14 protein-coding genes, 1 tRNA gene and 1 pseudogene are annotated in these 18,957 nt (G+C 61.3%); 10 read left to right on the forward strand and 6 right to left on the reverse strand.

From position 1 onward, the window contains the following. Positions 1–7: 7 nt before the first annotated feature. Positions 8–2,455 carry a penicillin-binding protein 1A gene (locus tag ACODTZ_RS13580; protein ID WP_489026324.1) on the reverse strand — a complete coding sequence of 816 codons (2,448 nt, stop codon included), beginning with the start codon at positions 2,453–2,455 and terminating at the stop codon, positions 8–10. Between the two features lie 243 nt (positions 2,456–2,698). After that, positions 2,699–3,880, reverse strand: coding sequence for an N-acetylmuramoyl-L-alanine amidase (locus ACODTZ_RS13585; RefSeq protein WP_489026599.1), 1,182 nt, complete (start codon positions 3,878–3,880; stop codon positions 2,699–2,701). A gap of 711 nt (positions 3,881–4,591) precedes the next feature. Here ACODTZ_RS13585 and ACODTZ_RS13590 point away from each other — a divergent pair. Beyond that, on the forward strand, positions 4,592–7,489 hold the full coding sequence (locus ACODTZ_RS13590) for an Rne/Rng family ribonuclease (RefSeq protein WP_489026326.1): 2,898 nt from the start codon (positions 4,592–4,594) through the stop codon (positions 7,487–7,489). 456 nt (positions 7,490–7,945) lie between these two features. On the opposite strand, the gene ACODTZ_RS13595 is transcribed toward ACODTZ_RS13590, so the two are convergent. Then, a complete protein-coding gene (locus ACODTZ_RS13595; protein WP_489026327.1) occupies positions 7,946–9,049 on the reverse strand; it encodes a COX15/CtaA family protein in 1,104 nt (367 codons plus the stop codon). 120 nt (positions 9,050–9,169) lie between these two features. On the opposite strand from ACODTZ_RS13595, the gene ACODTZ_RS13600 reads away from it, so the two are divergent. Further along, positions 9,170–9,379 (forward strand): DUF2842 domain-containing protein, encoded by a 210-nt coding sequence (locus ACODTZ_RS13600; RefSeq protein ID WP_018898664.1) that lies wholly within the window; start codon positions 9,170–9,172, stop codon positions 9,377–9,379. A 117-nt stretch (positions 9,380–9,496) separates the two neighbouring features. Beyond that, positions 9,497–10,747 (forward strand): GNAT family N-acetyltransferase, encoded by a 1,251-nt coding sequence (locus ACODTZ_RS13605; RefSeq protein WP_489026329.1) that lies wholly within the window; start codon positions 9,497–9,499, stop codon positions 10,745–10,747. Here the strand turns inward: ACODTZ_RS13605 and ACODTZ_RS13610 are convergent, their stop codons facing one another. Next, positions 10,748–12,910, reverse strand: coding sequence for a GumC family protein (locus ACODTZ_RS13610; RefSeq protein WP_489026331.1), 2,163 nt, complete (start codon positions 12,908–12,910; stop codon positions 10,748–10,750). Positions 12,911–13,099: 189 nt separating this feature from the next. Here ACODTZ_RS13610 and ACODTZ_RS13615 point away from each other — a divergent pair, with 189 nt between their 5' ends. From ACODTZ_RS13615 to ACODTZ_RS13645, 7 genes and pseudogenes are all read left to right on the forward strand, one after another. Then, a complete protein-coding gene (locus ACODTZ_RS13615; protein WP_489026332.1) occupies positions 13,100–13,675 on the forward strand; it encodes a polysaccharide biosynthesis/export family protein in 576 nt (191 codons plus the stop codon). Between the two features lie 6 nt (positions 13,676–13,681). Continuing rightward, positions 13,682–14,851 (forward strand): glycosyltransferase family 4 protein, encoded by a 1,170-nt coding sequence (locus ACODTZ_RS13620; RefSeq protein ID WP_047513156.1) that lies wholly within the window; start codon positions 13,682–13,684, stop codon positions 14,849–14,851. 57 nt (positions 14,852–14,908) lie between these two features. Then, positions 14,909–15,137: pseudogene (locus tag ACODTZ_RS13625) on the forward strand (undecaprenyl-phosphate glucose phosphotransferase); the annotation flags it as partial. A gap of 41 nt (positions 15,138–15,178) precedes the next feature. Continuing rightward, positions 15,179–16,465, forward strand: coding sequence for an undecaprenyl-phosphate glucose phosphotransferase (locus tag ACODTZ_RS13630; RefSeq protein ID WP_489026601.1), 1,287 nt, complete (start codon positions 15,179–15,181; stop codon positions 16,463–16,465). Next, positions 16,462–17,706 carry an O-antigen ligase family protein gene (locus tag ACODTZ_RS13635; protein ID WP_489026333.1) on the forward strand — a complete coding sequence of 415 codons (1,245 nt, stop codon included), beginning with the start codon at positions 16,462–16,464 and terminating at the stop codon, positions 17,704–17,706. Before ACODTZ_RS13630 ends, ACODTZ_RS13635 begins: the two co-directional genes overlap by 4 nt. Before the next feature lie 38 nt (positions 17,707–17,744). Continuing rightward, positions 17,745–18,038 carry a helix-turn-helix domain-containing protein gene (locus ACODTZ_RS13640; protein WP_047513165.1) on the forward strand — a complete coding sequence of 98 codons (294 nt, stop codon included), beginning with the start codon at positions 17,745–17,747 and terminating at the stop codon, positions 18,036–18,038. A 66-nt stretch (positions 18,039–18,104) separates the two neighbouring features. Beyond that, complete coding sequence (locus tag ACODTZ_RS13645) at positions 18,105–18,254, forward strand: hypothetical protein (protein ID WP_018898672.1); 150 nt, start codon at positions 18,105–18,107, stop codon at positions 18,252–18,254. A 33-nt stretch (positions 18,255–18,287) separates the two neighbouring features. On the opposite strand, the gene ACODTZ_RS13650 is transcribed toward ACODTZ_RS13645, so the two are convergent. Further along, positions 18,288–18,461 carry a hypothetical protein gene (locus ACODTZ_RS13650; protein ID WP_313760326.1) on the reverse strand — a complete coding sequence of 58 codons (174 nt, stop codon included), beginning with the start codon at positions 18,459–18,461 and terminating at the stop codon, positions 18,288–18,290. A gap of 291 nt (positions 18,462–18,752) precedes the next feature. Then, positions 18,753–18,829 (reverse strand) — tRNA-Pro (locus ACODTZ_RS13655). Between the last annotated feature and the right edge of the window lie 128 nt (positions 18,830–18,957).

Below are 18,957 nucleotides of genomic sequence, written 5' to 3' on the forward strand. Positions count from 1 at the left end.
GAAAATGTCAGTAGAGACCGCCGGCGCCGGATTGAACCGCCTGGTTGGCCTGCGGCGAGGTCTTCAGGATTTCCTCCGGTGCCATGGTGTTGTCCATGCCAATGACGGAGTAGCTGTCGGCCGGGCCGGTGCCGGGCTTGAAGGCCTCGATGATGGTGTTCGGGTCGCCCTGCGTCGCGGCCATGCCGGTCTTGCGGTCGATCGGGATCAGGTTCATGCCGGCAGGGATCACGAACTTCGATACCGGCGTGTCCTTGACGGCGTTCTGCATGAACGCGTTGAAAACGGGTGCGGAAAGCGCACTGCCGGTACCGCCACGGCCGAGCGTGGTCGGCGAATCGAAGCCAATATAAAGACCAGCAACCAGATCAGGCGTGAAGCCGACGAACCAGGCGTCCTTTTCATCGTTGGTCGTGCCGGTCTTGCCGGCGACGTCGCGCTCGCCGAGCTGGACCTTGCCGGCAGCCGTACCGCGCTGGATAACGCCCTGCATCATCGAGGTGATCTGGTAGGAGGTCATCGGGTCGAGAACGGTTTCGCGGTTGTCCACCACGTTCGGCTCTTCCTGGTTCTGCCAGTCGCTGGCGTTGCAGGCTTCGCAGACGCGCTCCTCATGCTTGAAGATGGTCTTGCCGTAGCGGTCCTGGATCCGGTCGATCAAGGTTGGCTTGATCTGCTTGCCGCCGTTGGCGATGACCGAATAGGCCGAAACCATGCGCATCACGGTCGTTTCGCCGGAGCCGAGCGACATGGCCAAAACTGGAAGCATCTTGTCGTAGATGCCGAAGCGGTTGGCATATTCGGCAACAACGTTCATGCCGAGATCATTGGCCAGACGAACCGTCATGCGGTTGCGCGAATGCTCGATGGCGAAGCGCAGCGTGTTGGCGCCACCGCCCTCACCTTCGTAGTTGTCGGGCGCCCAGACCTGGCCGTTGCCGACCTGGATTTCGAGCGGATCGTCGCTGACGACCGAGGCCGGCGTGTAGCCATTGTCCATCGCGGCTGCGTAAACGAAAGGCTTGAAGGACGAACCAGGCTGGCGCATCGCCTGCGTCGCGCGGTTGAATTCCGACTGGGCATAGGAGAAGCCGCCGACCATGGCCAGCACGCGGCCGGTCTTCGGGTCCATCGCGACGAAACCACCACCGACCTTGGGCGGCTGGCGTAGACGGTAGGACGTGGAGCTGTCGCCGCCAAGGCGTTCGACGAAGACGACGTCGCCCGGCTGCAGAACGCCCTGCGGCGACTTGGAGGTCTTGCCGCCGGTGGCCGAACGGAAGGCCCACTGCATGTTCTTGGCTTCAATAGTGCCGCGCTGGCGGTCAGAGCCGATCTTGCCCGCGCCATCCTTCTGCGGCTGCAGGCCGATGTCGACGCTGTCGCTGGCAACAGCAAGCACGACGGCGAGATCCCATTCCGGAACGTCGGAGAGAGACGGGATATCGGCGAGCGCCTTGCCCCAGTCCGACGTCGTGTCGATCTGCTTGATCGGGCCGTGGAAACCACGACGTTCGTCATAGTTGATCAGGCCGTCCTGCAGCGCCTTTCGCGCGAAGACCTGCAATTGCGGGTCGAACGAGGTGCGAACCGAGAGGCCACCCTCGTAGAGCATCTTCTCGCCGTACTGGTCGATCAGCTGGCGGCGGACGGCTTCGGCGAAGTAGCCGGATGCGAAGAGCGACGGACCGCTGGTGCGGCCGGTAACGCCGAGCGGCTGCTTCTTGGCTTCAGCGCCATCCGACTGGCTGACATAGCCATTCTCGACCATGCGGTCGATAACCCAGTTGCGGCGGGTGACCGCGGCTTCCGGATGACGGAACGGATGATAGTTCGCCGGGCCCTTCGGCAGCGAGGCCAGATAGGCGGCATCAGCGATGGTCAGTTCGTTGACCGACTTGTTGAAATAGGTGAGTGCGGCGCTGGCGATACCGTAGGAGTTCAGGCCGAAGAAGATCTCATTTAGATAGAGCTCGAGGATCTTGTCCTTGCTGTAGGCCTGCTCGATGCGGAAGGAGAGAATGGCTTCCTTGGCCTTACGCTCCATGGTCTGTTCGCTCGACAGCAGGAAGTTCTTGGCGACCTGCTGCGTGATCGTGGAACCACCCTGCGTCGGGCCGCCGGTCAGATAAGCGACCACGGCGCGGCCGAAGCCGGTGACGTCGATACCAGGGTGCTGGTAGAAATTCTTGTCTTCGGCGGAGAGGAACGCGGCCTTGACGCGATCGGGAACGGCCTGGATCGGCAGGAACAGGCGACGCTCCTTGGCGTACTCGGCCATCAGCGCACCGTTGCCGGCATGCACGCGCGTCGTCACCGGCGGCTCGTAGCTGCTCAGCACCGCGTAATCAGGAAGATCCTTCGTCACCGTCGCCAAATAAACGGCAACGGCCGCCGCTACGCCCAGGAACAGGACGCAAGCCGCTCCGAAGAAATATCCAAGAAGTCTGATCATATCTAAGCTACCGGTATCTCAATTGTCGATCGGCGCGCGCATAACAATCGCATGAACCGCGGCACTTTGCACGCTGCGCGAATTACTCCATGCCGGATGCGGCCACAAGCCAATTCCGTTTTGCACACGGAAACATAGCCGTGAGTAATGGCCTGAATGTGAGGAAAGTAGGGCTTTTGCCTGCAATTCCACACGCATACATGTTTACCCACGCAAGTGTCACATCTGAGCAACGGCCGCCTGTCAGCCGCCATTGGCGACCATGGATGCGTGGTAATGCTTCACAGCTTCCGTCAACAGGTCGCCCATCTTCGCGCGCCAGGTGTCGTCGAGCAGCAACTTCTCGTCTTCCTTGTTCGAGAGGAAGCCGAGTTCCAGCAGGATGGAGGGAACATCGGGGGCCTGCAGAACGCGGAAGCCGGCGTGGCGGTGCGGGTTGTTGATGGTCCCGACCTGATCCTTGAAGGAGGCCAGCACACTCTCAGCCATCGAGATCGAAAACGCCTGCGTCTCGCGGCGCGTCAGATCGAGCAGGATGTCGGCCACTTCGGGCGGCTCGGTAGCAGCCGCTTTGCCGGCGATCTGGTCGGACAGGTTTTCACGATCGGCGAGATCGGCGGCGAGCTTGTCGGATGCCTTGTCGGAGATGGTGTAGACGGTGGCGCCGCGAATATCCTTCTGGCGCAGCGTATCGGCATGCATGGAGACGAAGAGTGCGGCGTGGTTCTGCCGCGCGATCTGCACGCGTTCGGACAGCGACAGGAACGAATCATCCTTGCGGGTCAGGAAGGCCTTGATGCCGGGCTCACGGTTGAGCCGATCCGCGAGCGTCTTGGCGAATGCCAGCGTGACATCCTTCTCCTGGGTCTTCGTGTCGACGCCGATCGCGCCGGTATCGATGCCGCCGTGACCGGCATCGACGGCGACGATGAAGTCGCCGGGCTCAGCCTTTTCGGGCGCGGGTATGGCGCTGGTTGTCTGCGCGGCCTCGGGCTCGTTCCAGGATTGAGCCTTCACCAATTCGGCAAACGTCGCCTTGTCGGTCATCTCGGCTTCGAGAACCAGGCGCTGGCCCTTGCCGTTTTCATCGGCCTGAACCCTCGCCATGCCGATGCGAACGGGCTTTGTCGCCGTCAACACGATACGGGCGCTGTCGCCATCCATCGTGCCGTAGCGGATATCCTTGAAAAGCCCCCTCGCCTCGAGATCCTTGGCGGGGAAACCGAAAGCGGTCGCCGGAAGATCGACGACGACCCGTTCCGGATTGGCTATGTAGTGGATGGAGAAGCTCGGGGGACGATCGAAATCGATGACGATGCGGGTCCTGGCGTCGTCGCCGACGATGCGCGCGCCATAGGCCAGCAGGCGCTCGTCGCCGGCCGCGGTCGCCACCGAATGACCGACCAACGGAACGGCCACGGCCATCACCGCGGCAACCAGCCAAGCCCTGAAGTTTTTCGTCCGCAAGCCGGATTTCACCGTTGCGCGCCGCGTCTCGCTATACAACCGACTGTCATGCCCCAATTGTCATCAATGCCGGATCCCGCGATACACGCGATTGCGACCGAGAACAATTGTCACTGTCGCCGCGCCGGAATCACCTCGTCCACCGCTATTTTTTATGATGCTGCAAATCCATCAATATTATGGCACATTTGGCTTTTCCCTTGCTATTGTGACGGAGAAAACATACAAGCAATTTTAGGGTAGAAGCACTGACGGGATAGAGTCGCCGACAAGGCAGCCAACCGCAAAGGACCTGGCGCCACAACCGGCAATCGTCCGCCGTCTTACATGCTTCCACTCGACAATGGATCCTGATTTTTCCGGAGTATGCGGAAACTTCATCGGTGGATTGCCACCAACCGCTCTTTAAAGAGAGAGCAAACTCATCGGGCCTGAATAAGGTCTTTGTTTTGTCGATCTCGCTTGGTCTTTTATGGTGTCGCAGCAGGTTTTATCTAAAGTCTACAGACCCCGGGAAAAGAGTTTCCCCGCTGCTGTCTGGCTGCTGCCTTCCACACCGAACCAATCGCGACTTTCACTATCCGGCGCTGCTATGACGGTCCGCACTCCCCTTGTCTTATCGACTGCGGAGACTGACGACGCTCGACCGCGCCGAGGAGCTCAGCTTACATGGCAGACAAAATGCTTATCGACGCGTCTCACGAGGAAGAGACGCGCGTCGTTGTCGTTCGCGGAAACCGCATAGAAGAATTTGACTTCGAGTCGGAACACAAGAAGCAAATTCGCGGCAACATCTACCTCGCAAAGGTAACGAGGGTCGAGCCTTCGCTGCAGGCTGCTTTCGTCGATTACGGCGGCAACCGGCACGGCTTCCTGGCCTTCGCCGAAATCCATCCCGATTATTACCAGATCCCACTTGCCGACCGTCAGGCCCTGTTGCGCGCCGAAGCCGAAGAGCATCGCCGCGACGACGATGTCGAGCATGTTGATACGGCACGGATCGACCCCGCGACCCAGGACCAACCCGATGTCGGCATCGTTGCCAAGGACGAACCTGAAGCCCCGGTCGAAGCCGCTGTAGAGGTCGTAGAGACCGTCGAAGCTGCAGAGGTTGTCGAAGCCGTCGAGGAAGCGCCTGCAAAGAAGGCAGCCAAGCCCCGCCGGAGCCGTAAGAAAGTCGTTCCCGCCGCTGACGAAGCGACGGTTGAAGCCGATGCTGCGGCATCGTCCGACGACGAAGGTTCCACCGGCGGCGAGATGGCCGCCATGGTCGAGACCGACACGATTTCCGAAGACGTCGATGCGCGCCGCCGCGGTGACGACGAGGACGACGACGATCATGATCACGAAGAAGAAGTGATCGAGAACGTCGGCGCCGAAGACGCCATGGAAGAGGTTCCCGATCGCGTGCAGCGCAAGCCGCGCAAGCAGTACCGCATCCAGGAAGTCATCAAGCGTCGCCAGATCCTGCTCGTTCAGGTCGCCAAGGAAGAACGTGGCAACAAGGGCGCTGCTCTGACCACCTATCTGTCGCTTGCAGGCCGCTACTCGGTCCTGATGCCGAACACCGCACGTGGTGGTGGCATCTCCCGCAAGATCACCAGCCCTCAGGACCGCAAGCGCCTGAAGGAAATTGCCAAGATGCTCGAAGTGCCGCAGGGCATGGGCGTCATCCTGCGCACCGCCGGCGCGAACCGCACCAAGGTCGAGGTCAAGCGCGACTTCGAATACCTGATGCGTCTTTGGGAAAACGTCCGTACGCTGACGCTCGCATCGACCGCGCCTTGCCTCGTCTACGAGGAAGGCTCGCTCATCAAGCGTTCGATCCGCGACCTCTACAACAAGGATATCGGCGAGATCATCGTCTCCGGCGAAGAAGGCTATCGTGAAGCGAAAGACTTCATGAAGATGCTGATGCCGAGCCACGCCAAGGTGGTCCAGCCTTACCGCGACATTCACCCGATCTACTCGCGCTCCGGCATCGAAGCCCAGCTCGACCGGATGCTGCAGCCGCAGGTGACGCTGAAGTCGGGTGGCTACCTGATCATCAACCAGACCGAAGCGCTGGTTTCGATCGACGTCAACTCCGGTCGTTCGACCCGCGAGCACTCGATCGAAGACACGGCACTGCAGACCAACCTCGAGGCCGCCGACGAAGTCGCTCGTCAGCTGCGCCTGCGCGACTTGGCCGGCCTTGTCGTCATCGACTTCATCGACATGGAAGAAAAGCGCAACAATCGCGCTGTCGAGAAGAAGCTGAAGGATTGCCTGAAAAACGATCGCGCCCGCATCCAGGTCGGCCGCATCTCGCACTTCGGCCTGCTCGAAATGTCGCGCCAGCGCATTCGTGCATCGGTTCTCGAATCGACGACCCAGGTCTGCTCGCATTGCGGCGGCACCGGTCACGTTCGCTCGCAGTCTTCCGTTGCCCTGCACGTGCTGCGCGGTATCGAAGAATATCTGCTCAAGAACACGACCCACGACATCACGGTTCGCACGACGCCGGAGATCGCTCTTTATATCCTCAACCACAAGCGTCAGACGATCGTTGACTATGAAGCCCGCTTCGGTGTTTCGATCATCATCGATGCCGATGGCGCCGTTGGCGCTCAGCATTTCGCGATCGATCGCGGCGAAGCCGTCGAGAACCCGGTCAAGATCGAAACCCTCTTCAACTTCGCGGCTATCCCGGAAGATGACGACGATGACGTCGTGATCGAGATCGACGAGGAAGAAGACGAAGAGCTGGAAGAAAAGCAGGCGTCGGAACGCCCAGTTGCCGCTGCCCGTGCAGAGGGCGAAGGTGACGGACGCAAGCGCAAGCGTCGCCGTCGTCGTCGCGGCCGCAACGGCAATGGCGAGCAGCAGGCATCCGACGAGAACGGCGCCGAACAGGCTGGCGACGAGGATGGTGGTGACGAGGAAGGCGACGACGCCGAAACCACGTCCGCTGCCGGCTCCGAAGAACGCGCCGAAGGCGATGACGCACAGCGCCGCAAGCGCCGCCGTCGCGGCAAGCGCGGCGGTCGCCGCAACCGCGAGGAAGGTGCCGAAGGCGCTGAGGGCGACGATGTTGCCGAAGTTGATGGCGATGTTGCCGCAAGCGCGGAAGCAGGCGAGACCACGGACGAAGCCGCAGTCGCAACCGAAGACAGCGCACCGGTAGATGTTGTCGTCGAAGCCGCCGCAGCGGAGGCTGTCGAAGCCTCCTCGGCCATGGCCGCCGTCGAAGCCGGCGCCACAGTAACGGAAGACGTGAAGCCGAAGCGCGCTCGCCGCAGCCGTAAGGCCTCGCCGGTCGAAGAGCCTGTCGTGGAAGCAGAAGTGGCACCTGCCGCTGAAGCAGCACCGGTTGCCGAAGCAGCCCCGGCCACCGAGCCGGAAGTCGCCGAGGCATCCGCTGATCTGGCAGCGCCCGCTGAAGAAGAAGCAAAGCCCGTTCGGGCCAATCGCGGCGCAAACGTTGCCTCCTCCGAACCGACCGTCAAGTCTTCCACCACGGAAGCGGCTGATGGCGACGGCAAGCCGAAGAAGGCCGGCTGGTGGCAGCGCCGCGGTTTTTTCTGAGACTGATTTTCGGACGTAAATGATTGAAATTCGGCTGTGGCGACGCAGCCGGATTTTTTCGTTCAGGGGTTATGTGTCGTTCGATCTTGGACGCATCGGTTGCCCGGTGGCGGAGACTGGATGTCAGTCTTGCCGCCACGGTAAACAGGGTGCGCTATATCAAGCCTCCAGATGCTTGAACGCTTTCCACATGCGGCGGCGTCTCATCCCTACCCTGCCAGCAACCATCGCTTACGCTAGCTTGGCCATGCACACCGACGCCGCCGGCTGTCATGAGCGCGAAATTGGTTCCAGCCAGAAGAAGCTGCAACGGTTTAGCGATAGGCAGACAAGCAAACAGCGAGATCGGCTTCCGGCCAGATCTCGCTGAGGCAAACTTGATGATTGCTGTAAGGCGCGTCAGCCGCGCAAGGCTGGCCGCGACCCGCACATCAGCGCTGCAGGTCGTGGCCCCAATCAGTCGCGTTCGGAAATAACCGTCGCGTGCGGGTATTCGCCGTAGAAGCCGCGCCAGTTGGCGATCGCGAAGCCGAAGACGACGAGCGCGCCGCCCTGGTGCAGCAGGCCCCAGTGGAGCGGGACTTCGAGCAGCAAGGTGGCGATGCCGATCGAGGCCTGGACGGTGACAAGGGCGAACATGACGACGGCGCGGCGTGCGTGGGTCGTTGCCGGTGCTGCGCGCAGCAGCATGATCATGTTGATCAGTGTCACGGCAAACAGCGTATAGGCGCCGACGCGGTGGATGAACTGCACCGTCTTAGGATTTTCAAAGAAGTTGATCCAGGCGGGCTGCTGGATCAGGAGATCGGAAGGCACGATGGCGCCGTCCATCAGCGGCCATGTGTTATAGGTGAAGCCCGCATCGAGACCGGCGACCAGCGCGCCGAGATAAATCTGGAACAATGTCAGCGCAGCAATCACGCCGGCCCAGACACGCGCGCTTTTGGTCGGCGCCGTGTCTTCGGAATGCGGCGAGAGCGCGCGCATGATCCACATACAGGATGCGAAGATTAGACAGGCGGTGATCAGGTGTGTCGCCAGGCGGTACTGGCTGACATCGGTGCGCGCGGTCAGTCCCGACGAGACCATCCACCAGCCGATGGCGCCCTGGAAGCCACCGAGCGCCAGAATGCCGACGAGAGGCCAGCGCAGGCGCCGCTCGATCCTGCCGGTTGCCCAGAAATAGAGGAGCGGCAGCGCGAAGATCACGCCGATACCGCGGGCAATCAGGCGGTGCGCCCATTCCCACCAGAAGATGCCCTTGAACTCATCGACGGTCATGTCGCTGTTGATCTGCTGAAACTCGGGAATGCGCTGGTAGAGCTTGAACTCCTCTTCCCATTCCGTCGCGTTCAGCGGCGGGATAACGCCGTGGATCGGCTTCCACTCGGTGATCGACAGGCCGGAATTGGTCAGTCGCGTCGCGCCGCCAACGATCACCAGACAGAACAGCGCGAGAAGGACGATGCCGAGCCAAATTCGTATGGCCTTGCGGTTATCATCCTGCTTGCGCACCTGGCGCAGAATTTCCTGTTCAGTCGTGAGATCAGCGACGGCCATGGACGGACTCCTTCGTTCCGACAGTTGATTTGCCTTAGCCACTGATGCAAAACAAGTCCGAACATTTGCGGCATGCCGTCGCGGTGGCCTGCCTGCACATCCCATACCGGAATTCACCAGATGCCTGTCCGCCTTCGCAAGTTCATCGGCACCATCCTCATCGTCGTCCTCGTTCTGGTCTATGCGCTGGTTGCGAATACGATCGCGGTTGCGACGCTCGGCAATGCGCCATGGTGGGGCCACCTGCTCTATTTCTCGCTGACGGGACTGCTCTGGGTGTTGCCGGCGATGGTCATCATCAAATGGATGGCCGGCCCGAAGCAGCAATAGGCATTAATCACGGACTAACCGTGATTGACGGAAAAGCCGGCGGCTTGGCGCGCGTAAAGGAAATGGATGCGCTGCCGCGCTATTTTCCCGGGCAGTATCTTTTCCCGGAGAACGCCCGTGCAAACGCAGAAGCTTCCATTGGAATCCGCGCCGCGTGACATCGCCGCCGACGCAGATGCCGGATTGGCGAAGCTCAGGGAGATCAATGCGCGGCTCTCCTTCGATGCGATCGACATCGACATCGACATCGTCGATTCCATCGAGGCTATGGAGCCGGAATGGCGGTCACTCGAGCGCGACAATCTGAACTCCCTGCACCAGGGCTATGACTGGTGCGCATCCTGGATGAAGGCCTACGGCAATCCGGCCGCCATCATCCGTGGCCGGTCGGGGACGCGAACCGTCTTCATCCTTCCCGTCGAGATCGTCCGCTCGCGCGGCGTGCGTGTCGCGAAGTTCATCGGCGCCGACCATAGCAATATCAATACGGGACTGTTCGCCACAGATTTCGCGGATGCCTTCGAGGCACTCGATGCGCATGACCTTGCCGCGCGTATCTCGGGTGCGCTCAAGGGGAAAGCCGATCTGCTGCTGCTGCAGAACATTCCCCTGACATGGCGCGGTCGTCGCAATCCGCTGGCGCTGCTGCCGATGGTGCAGAACCAGAACCACGCCTACCAGTTGCCGCTGTTCGACACGATGGAAGCGACGCTGAAGCAATTGAACGCCAAGAGCCGGCGGAAGAAGTTCCGGGTGCAGTCCAAGCGGCTGGAGGAGCTCGGCGGCTTCGATTATGTCCATGGTACGGATGCCAAGAGCCAGCACGCGCTTCTCGACCAGTTCTTCCTGCTGAAGAGCGAACGCTTCAAGGCGATGGGACTGCCCGATGTCTTCGCCGATGCCGAGACGAAGGCCTTCCTGCACGGCGCGATCGATATCCGCGACGCCAAGAACGAACTGTCAGGGCTCGAAATGCATGCGATCCAGCTGAAAGGCGAGCATGCCGGACACGTGGCGGCGGTCGCCGGCATCTCGCGCAAGGGTGATCATGTGATCTGCCAGTTCAGCGCGATCGACGAGAGCATCGGCGCCGAGGCCAGCCCGGGCGAGTTTCTGTTCTGGCAGATGATATCGGGCCTGCACGGCAAGGGCGTCAGCATGTTCGATTTCGGCCTGGGGGACCAGGGCTACAAGCGCTCCTGGGCGCCTGTCGAGACGGATCATTATGACGTGGTCCTGCCCCTCACCGCTCGCGGCATGGTCGCCGGCGCGGCGCACCGGCTCGTCACCCGCGCCAAGGCGTACGTCAAATCGCAGCAGCGGCTCTATCGCGCCGCCCAGCGCCTGCGCCGGTTCGCCGGCGTCTGATCAGGCCGCCTGCTGGGCGACCGTCGCATTGCCATCCGTATTGCCGCCGGACATCAGCACGACGCGCTCGTAGCCCGCCTCTTCGAAGCTGGTCATGGCGGCCACGAACTCTTCCTCGACGATCTCGGGCATGGAGAGGATGATCTCGACCGTTTTGCTCTGCGTGAGCTTGGAGACGCCGGCCACATCGGCAGCGCCGGATTCGACCAGCACCAAGTCATAGGCCGAAGAGAGAGCATCGAGCAGCAGCGAGAGGCGATCGGCCCCGCGCATGGCGCGACGCATGTCGCTGGTGCCCTGCGGGATGAAGTGGGCGTCGGAGAGGTAGTCACCATGGATGGTGTCGCCAAAGGCTGCCTCGCCGCACAGAAGGTCGGTGACCCCAGGCAGCGAGCGGCCCTGCGCCATCAGTTCCGTCGGGTGTCCGGAGCCCGTCATGTCGACGAGCACGACGCGCGAGCCTGCGGACGCCAGCGTGCGCGTCAGGGCTACAGTCGCGGCCGAACCATTGTCACCAGTCGGTGAAATGGCGATCGCCAGCGGCGCGCGGCTGCCGATGAGGTAATGCGCGACGGACGCGATGGAGAACTCGTTCTCCTCCTCCGGCTGTTCCGGGACGAGTTCTTCGGCGACCTCGTCTTGCTGTTCTTCGTGCACTTCCTGCTGGACAGCAAGCATGCTCGACGCGGGTGTGCGGGCCGGCGGTACAGCGACGACAACTTCGACCGTTTCCCGTTCGATGCGTTCTTCGACCTCGGCGTTCGACGTCGGGCGCAGCGCGCGGCCACTGAAAAGCTCGGCCAGCATGATCGCGATCGAGGTCATGATGAAGGTCGCAAGTGCTGCGACGACAACGATTGGGACGACCTTGGGGAAATAGGGATCGACCGGCTGAACGGCGGTCGAGACGATGCGGGCGTCAGCCGGGCTGGAATTCTTGTCGGCGCGCGATGCGGCCTCGCGGAAGCGAGACAGATAAGTTTCGAGCAGCTGGCGCTGGGCGGCTGCCTCGCGCTCAAGCGCGTTCAAGCCGACCTCATCCTCGCCGGCCTGGGCGCTGTTGGCCTTGACCTTGTTGGACTGCTGCTCAAGCTCCTGCTCGCGAAGCGTCGCAACCTTTGCCTCGTTTTCGATGCTCGCCAGGATCTTCTGCGTCTCCTGACGGATCTGCGCCTTGATGTCGGCGAGCTGAGCGCGGAGGCTCTTCAGCCGCGGGTGGTTGTTGAGGAGCGAGGTTTGGAGGTCCGAGATCTGCGACTGCAGGCCGGATTCCGTTCCCTTTAGCCGCTGGATCGACTGAGACGACATGATGTCCTGCAGCGTATCGGATGCTTCGCCCGACGCCAGCGCATTGCGCACGGACTGCGCCCGCGCCTCGGCATTCGCCCTCTCGCCGCGGACACGCGTCAATTCGGCGGAAACATCGTTCAGCTGTTGCGTCTGGAAATTGCCGCCGCCATTGGTCGGCAGCAGGCCATGAGCGGCGCGGTATTCGGCAACCTTTTGCTCGGCGTCGCTGACCTTGGTGCGGAGGTTCTCGATTTCCGGCTCCAGCCAACGCGTGGCTTCCGAGTTGGAATCAAGCTTGGCGCCGCTTTGCTTGGCGAGATAGGCGGCCGCCATGGCATTCGGGATCGTTGCGGCGAGCGCCGGATCCTTGGAGGTGAAGGTGATGCCGATGACGCGGGAACCGGGGACCTGATAGACCTGCAGGCGCTCGACGAAGGCGTCGATGACGCGCTCTTCCGGCGGGTTCGCAAGCGGGCTCTTCTTCAAATGCAGCGCGATCAGAATGTCGCCGAGCGCGGAGCTATTAGCGGCCGCATCGAACTCGGGGAGATCATAGAGCTTCTGGTTGCTGATGACCTGCTTGATGAGATCGGCCGATTGCAGGAGCTGCACCTGGCTGGAGATATTCAGTTCGTCGAGGAGCTGGCCCGCATTCGCATCCGTTGCCTGCGCGGTGGCGAAGGCCGGTGCGCGTGGCTCGATCAGGATGCGGGTCTCGCTGCGATACTTCGGCGAGATCATCTTGGCGCCGGCAAGGGCTACCCCTGCCCCGAGCAAGGTGATCGCCACGACCTTGAGCCGACGGGCCCAGACGCCGCGAACCAGCTGGGCAAGATCGATATCGACATCCTGATTACCCGTCACGCCGGACATGCTCGTACTCCAAGAACAAAGGTGCCGCGAGGGTAAATGACTATAGTAACTCAAGGGTTAATGCTTATGGGCGCGGGGTTGACTGCCTGCCGCAACCCAAGAAAGAGCGAATTTGACGGCGGTCTTTACCGCTCATTAACCCTAACGGATCGATAACGGGGCAAGAGTTTCGTTTCCTGTGAGAAGCAGATGCCCGTCGCACAGCCCAAGTTTCTGATGGCCTTGAGCCTCGCCGCCGTGACAGCAGTCTTGGGCGGCTGCAACAGCTATCAGCCCGCGCCGCGCGCATTCAACCAGGCAACGATCCAGCCCTATTCACTGGATAGCGGCGACAGGCTCCGCATTACCGTATTCGATCAGCCGAGCATGACGAACACCTACACGATCGACCAAGCCGGCTACATCGCTTTCCCGCTCGTCGGCCAGGTGCCGGCGCGTGGCCGGACGCTGCAGCAGCTCTCCGGCCAGATCGCGCAGAAGCTGAAGCAGGGCTACCTCCGCGACCCCGACGTCACCATCGATGTCGATCGCTATCGTTCCATCTTCATCATGGGCGAAGTCGGCCAGCCCGGGCAATATGCCTATGTTCCCGGCATGACCGCGCAGAACGCGATCGCCGTTGCCGGCGGCTTCACGCCGCGCGCCAACCAGAGCGCCGTCGACGTGACCAGAAAGATCAACGGCCAGGTGATGACCGGACGCGTCAACATCTCGTCCGCCATCATTGCCGGCGACACGCTCTATGTCCGCGAACGGCTGTTCTGATCATAGATGAGCGAACAGCGGCCCCTTCGCATCATTCACTGCTTCAGGTCCCCGGTCGGCGGCATCTTCCGCCACGTGCGCGATCTGGTGATTGAGCACAGCAAGGCCGGCCATGAAGTAGGCATTCTTTGCGACAGCTCGACTGGTGGAGAGCACGAGGACGCGCTGTTCGATGACATCAGGCCCTATCTAGCGCTGGGGCTGACGCGCGTGCCGATCCGGCGCTCGATCAGTCCTTCGGACATCGGCGTGCTTTGGGACGCCTACAAGAAGATCAAAAGTTTGCGGCCGGATGTGCTGCACGGACACGGCGCCAAAGGCGGCGTGCTCGCGCGACTAGCCGGCTCAGCCCTGCGGGTGAACAGGTATTGCGTAGCCCGCCTCTACACTGCCCATGGCGGAAGCCTGCATTATTCCCGCTCGTCGCTCTTGGGGCAATTCGTGCTTCGCATGGAGCGGCTGCAGGAATATTTGACGGACGCCCTGGTGTTTATCTGCGAATACGAGCGCGACACCTACACCAAGCGGGTCGGCCGCCCCCGGACGCAGACGCGGCTGATCTATAACGGTATCAGCGAGCGGGACTTCGAGCTCGTCCCGACCCGGTCCGATGCCGTACACTTCATCTATGTTGGCATGCTGCGGGACCTTAAGGGTCCCGACCTTTTTGTGGACGCGTTTGCGAAGACCGAGCGCCTGATCGGCCGGCCGCTGTCGGCGCTGATGATCGGCGATGGGCCGGATCGGGATCGCTACCGCGAGATGATGGTCGAGCGCGGCCTCGGCAAGCGGATCGGCATGCTGCCCGCGATGCGCGTGCAGCAGGCATTCGCGATGTCTCAGAACCTCGTTGTTCCGTCGCGAGCCGAAGCCATGCCCTATATCGTGCTCGAGGGGCTTGGCGCCGGCAAGACGATCATCGCAACCCGCGTCGGCGGCATTCCGGAAGCGCTCGGCAAGGATAGCGAGGCGCTCGTCGCCCCTGACAATGCCGACGACCTCGCCCGGGTGATGGCGGACGCCATTCGCGTTCCCGAATGGCATGAGAAAACCATGCCGCCGATCGATCAGGTGCGGTCGGTCTTTTCGGCCACGGTCATGGCCAAGGATGTGTTGAAACTCTATCGCGAACTGCTTGAGCGCCGGGCCGCAAAGACAAGTAAAGCCACTTCGTAAAACGTTTCTTAGGGGCTTTCTGCTATTGCCGACTGGTGAAACAGCGGCGGTAGCCTCATGAACAAGGCAGAGAACAACGATCAATTTGATCTGGAAACCCTGCGCAAGCAAGTTTCCGACGTCAATCGACGCAGCGGCGGCGGCACTGAGAAAACCACCTCGGAGCCGCTCAACGACTACGCGCGTCAGATCGCCGAGCAGTTCAGCGATGGCACACGCACGCCCGCGATCATGATCGGCCAGTTCCGCCTGATTGAATTCCTCTCGCAATTCGGCATCGGCCTCCTCTCCTTCCTGCTGTGGATGGATACCGAGGAGACGATCTCCATGCGCGCTGTCGCGTCTATATGCGTCGGCGCCGCGCTGGTGCTCGCCCTACAGACGGCCGACTGCTACACGATCCCGGCACTGCGCGCCCGCACGCGCCCGCTGCCGAAGGTGCTCCTGACATGGACGCTGGTCTTTGGCGCCATGGTCGCCATTGTCGCGATCGTCAGTCCTGTCGATGCGGCGCAGCTGCGGTCCTATATCTCATGGTTCATCCTCGGCGGCGTCTTCCTGCTCGCATCGCGCTTCCTGCTCGCCTACGGCATCCGCAACTGGGCACGCAACGGCATCATGGAGCGCCGCGCGGTGCTCGTCGGTGGCGGCCAGCCGGCCAAGGACTTCATTCGCCTGCTCGAACAGCAGCCCGACAACGACATCCGCATCTGCGGGATCTTCGATGACCGCGGCGACAAGCGGTCGCCGGCGATGGTTGCGGGCTATCCGAAGCTCGGGACCATCGGCGAGCTCGTCGAGTTCGCGCGCCTGACGCGCATCGACATGCTGATCATCGCTCTGCCGCTCAGCGCCGAGGCACGTATCCTGCAACTGTTGAAGAAGCTGTGGGTGCTGCCTGTCGATATCCGTCTCGCCGCCCACTCCAACCGCCTGCGCTTCCGTCCGCGCGCCTATTCGCATGTCGGCTCGGTGCCGATGCTCGATATCTTCAATAAGCCCATTCGCGATTGGGATTCGGTGGCCAAGCGCTGCTTCGACATCTTCTTCGCCGTGCTTGCGCTTCTCGTGCTCTGGCCGATCATGCTGGGAACGGCCATTGCCATCAAGGCGACGTCTCAGGGACCGGTCTTCTTCATGCAGAAGCGGCATGGCTTCAACAACGAGGTCATCAACGTCTTCAAGTTCCGCTCGATGTTTACAAACATGAGCGATCCGACCGGAAAGGCGGCGGTGACCAAGGGCGACCCGCGCGTCACCCCCGTCGGCCGCTTCATCCGCAAGACGTCGATCGACGAACTGCCGCAGCTGTTTAACGTGCTTCTCGGCAATCTGTCGCTCGTAGGCCCCCGTCCGCATGCCGTCCTTGCACAGGCCCGCGACCGCGCATTCGGCGATGTCGTCGAAGGGTATTTCGCGCGCCACCGCGTCAAGCCCGGCGTCACCGGCTGGGCGCAGATCAACGGCTGGCGCGGCGAAGTCGACAATGACGACAAGATCAAGTTCCGTACGGCCTACGATCTCTATTACATCGAGAACTGGTCGCTCTGGTTCGACCTGAAGATCCTGTTCCTCACGCCGTTTCGCCTGTTCAACACGGAGAACGCCTATTGAGCGCGATCGAGGCGACATATCCACGCGTCGCCCATCCACAGCGGGCAACACTGCGGCTGATCGGCTCGGCGGCCGTGACCATCGGCGTGTTCCTGTCGGGTTTCGTCATCAGCGAGCCCGCCCCGTATGAACTCTGGATGGCCTGTTTGGTCGGGCTGTGGTTCATCCTGGGGCTCCGGATCTCGCGCTATACCGTTCCGCTTCTGGCGCTGCTGATCACTTTCAACGTCGGCGGCATGCTGTCGCTGACGCAGATGAAGGACCTTGCCGATGGTCCGATGTATGTGGCGGTCTCGACCTTCCTCGCACTGACGGCCGTCTTCTACGCCGCGATCATCGAGGACAGCCATCGCCGGCTGCCGCTCATCTTTAACGCCTGGACATTTGCGGCCGTCATTACCTCGATGCTCGGCATTCTCGGCTACTTCCACGCATTTCCCGGCTCCGAGGTCTTCACGCTCTACGACCGCGCCAAAGGTGCATTTCAGGACCCGAACGTGTTCGGACCTTTCCTCGTGCCCCCTTCCCTCTATCTCGTGCACGGCATCCTGACGGGAAATCTGCGGGCTGCGCCGATCAAGGCGGCGGCGCTTCTGATCCTTGCGCTCGGCGTCTTCCTGTCATTCTCGCGCGCGGCGTGGGGTTTGTTTCTGCTCACCATCATCCTCCTGATCTTCGTGATGCTGCTGAAAGAACGCAGCGGCGCCTTCCGGCTGCGCATTCTCGTTCTGTCGCTGGCCGCGATCCTGATGATGGTGGCGTCGCTTGTCATCGCCTTGCAGTTTCCACAGGTCAGCGATCTCTTCTCGACGCGCGCGCAGCTCGTGCAGCAATATGACGGCGAGCACCTTGGGCGCTTCGATCGCCACCGGATCGGCTTCACGATGATGATGGAGCGACCGCTCGGGATCGGACCTATGGTGTTCGGCACCATCTTCCCCGAGGACGAGCACAATATCTGGCTGAAATCGCTGACGACCTATGGCTGGCTCGGTTTCGTCAGCTATGTCGGCATGCTCTTCTGGACCTTCTATCTCGGCTTCAAGAACCTGCTGAAGAACCGCCCCTGGCAGCCCTATCTGATGATCGCCTGGATCGGTGTGCTCGGCCACGCCGCGATTGGCAACGTCATCGACATCGACCACTGGCGCCATGTCTATCTGCTCTTCGGCGTCGTATGGGGCTGCGCTGCGCTCGAGGCGAGGCATATGCGCGATCCAAACGCTCGCGACCGCTACTGAGCCCTTGCGAACCGCCACCGGCGCGCTAGTCTTTCCTTATGATCACAGCCATGCAGATACGCGCCGCCCGCGCCATGATGGGCATCTCCATAGAGCAACTGGCAACCGCATCCGGCCTGCCCGTCGCAACCCTCGAAACTCTTGAGCGCGACGAGACGCAAGGCGAGCCGCAGGCGCTGCTGGCGGTCAAGCAGGCGCTCGAGACGGGCGGCGTGCTGTTCATTGCCAGCGGCAATCATGACGAGGGCGGACCGGGCGTTCGGCTGAAGGCACGCACCGGCAGCGACGAGGGTATCCGTCCGGAAAACCTGAACTCGGCAAACGACGACTGAGCGCTGGAACCAAAATCGAGGTTTCGCGTTATTCCCGCGCATTATCAAAATGTTGGGGGATGTTTCTTGAGAAACTCGAACGGTCTTTATGTAGTCATCGGCGCCCTGATTGTCGTCGTCGCCGGGCTTGGCGCCTATATCTATCACGAACAGACAAAGCCTAAGGGTGTCGAGATGAGCATCGGCCAAAACGGCGTGTCCATCGAACAGAAATGACGTTTTCAGATGACTGGCGCGACGTGATCGCGCTCAGTTCTTGAAGCTGGCGGCGCGCTCGCAATGCAGCGCGCCGTCGGTGATGACGCCAGCTGCGACCTTCATCAGATGTGCTTCCGCGAGTTCCATCAGCAAGAGCGCGACATCATGCTCTGACCAACCGGATCGAACAGCATTATCGACCATCTTCGACAGTGATTCGGACATTTTATCTCGAAGATATTCGCTGCCAGCGACATCAATCATGAAAAACCTCATGTATCTCTCGTATATCTATGCCACATATTGGAGCGATATTCGAGATCACCAGCGGTTTACCAGCATATTTATTAGCAATTACATCTCGCGTTGATTTAATACTGAATATTGGCGTCAAATATTATTGACAACTGCCGAATCAGCTAGCGCTGCACGCGATGACATGCAGCCAAATCCAGTTATTCATCAGAGTTTTGATTGTGATCTCGGCTCCTGGGGGCTGCCGAAAATCTAAGTAAATGGTCGGGGCGACAGGACTTGAACCTGCGACCCCTTGACCCCCAGTCAAGTGCGCTACCGGGCTGCGCTACGCCCCGACCTGCCTTTACGGCCTGATCCTGTTAGTCTTTTGGGATTCTCGGCGCAAGCGAAAAATCGACATCGTTCAGAAATTCACCGGTTCTTTTCGCCATATCCCGGACGACCAAGCTCTCCGCCACCGTAA

This window comes from Rhizobium sp. FG113, from assembly GCF_057809895.1.

What these genes read in the sequence shown, in the direction of transcription:
- ACODTZ_RS13630 (WP_489026601.1), top strand. Translation starts at nt 15,179, where the DNA reads ATGCGCGCTGTCGCGTCTATATGCGTCGGCGCCGCGCTGGTGCTCGCC.
- ACODTZ_RS13595 (WP_489026327.1), bottom strand. Translation starts at nt 9,049, where the DNA reads ATGGCCGTCGCTGATCTCACGACTGAACAGGAAATTCTGCGCCAGGTG.
- ACODTZ_RS13650 (WP_313760326.1), bottom strand. Translation starts at nt 18,461, where the DNA reads ATGTCCGAATCACTGTCGAAGATGGTCGATAATGCTGTTCGATCCGGT.
- ACODTZ_RS13615 (WP_489026332.1), top strand. Translation starts at nt 13,100, where the DNA reads ATGCCCGTCGCACAGCCCAAGTTTCTGATGGCCTTGAGCCTCGCCGCC.
- ACODTZ_RS13600 (WP_018898664.1), top strand. Translation starts at nt 9,170, where the DNA reads ATGCCTGTCCGCCTTCGCAAGTTCATCGGCACCATCCTCATCGTCGTC.
- ACODTZ_RS13585 (WP_489026599.1), bottom strand. Translation starts at nt 3,880, where the DNA reads ATGGCCGTGGCCGTTCCGTTGGTCGGTCATTCGGTGGCGACCGCGGCC.
- ACODTZ_RS13640 (WP_047513165.1), top strand. Translation starts at nt 17,745, where the DNA reads ATGATCACAGCCATGCAGATACGCGCCGCCCGCGCCATGATGGGCATC.
- ACODTZ_RS13620 (WP_047513156.1), top strand. Translation starts at nt 13,682, where the DNA reads ATGAGCGAACAGCGGCCCCTTCGCATCATTCACTGCTTCAGGTCCCCG.
- ACODTZ_RS13590 (WP_489026326.1), top strand. Translation starts at nt 4,592, where the DNA reads ATGGCAGACAAAATGCTTATCGACGCGTCTCACGAGGAAGAGACGCGC.
- ACODTZ_RS13580 (WP_489026324.1), bottom strand. Translation starts at nt 2,455, where the DNA reads ATGATCAGACTTCTTGGATATTTCTTCGGAGCGGCTTGCGTCCTGTTC.
- ACODTZ_RS13610 (WP_489026331.1), bottom strand. Translation starts at nt 12,910, where the DNA reads ATGTCCGGCGTGACGGGTAATCAGGATGTCGATATCGATCTTGCCCAG.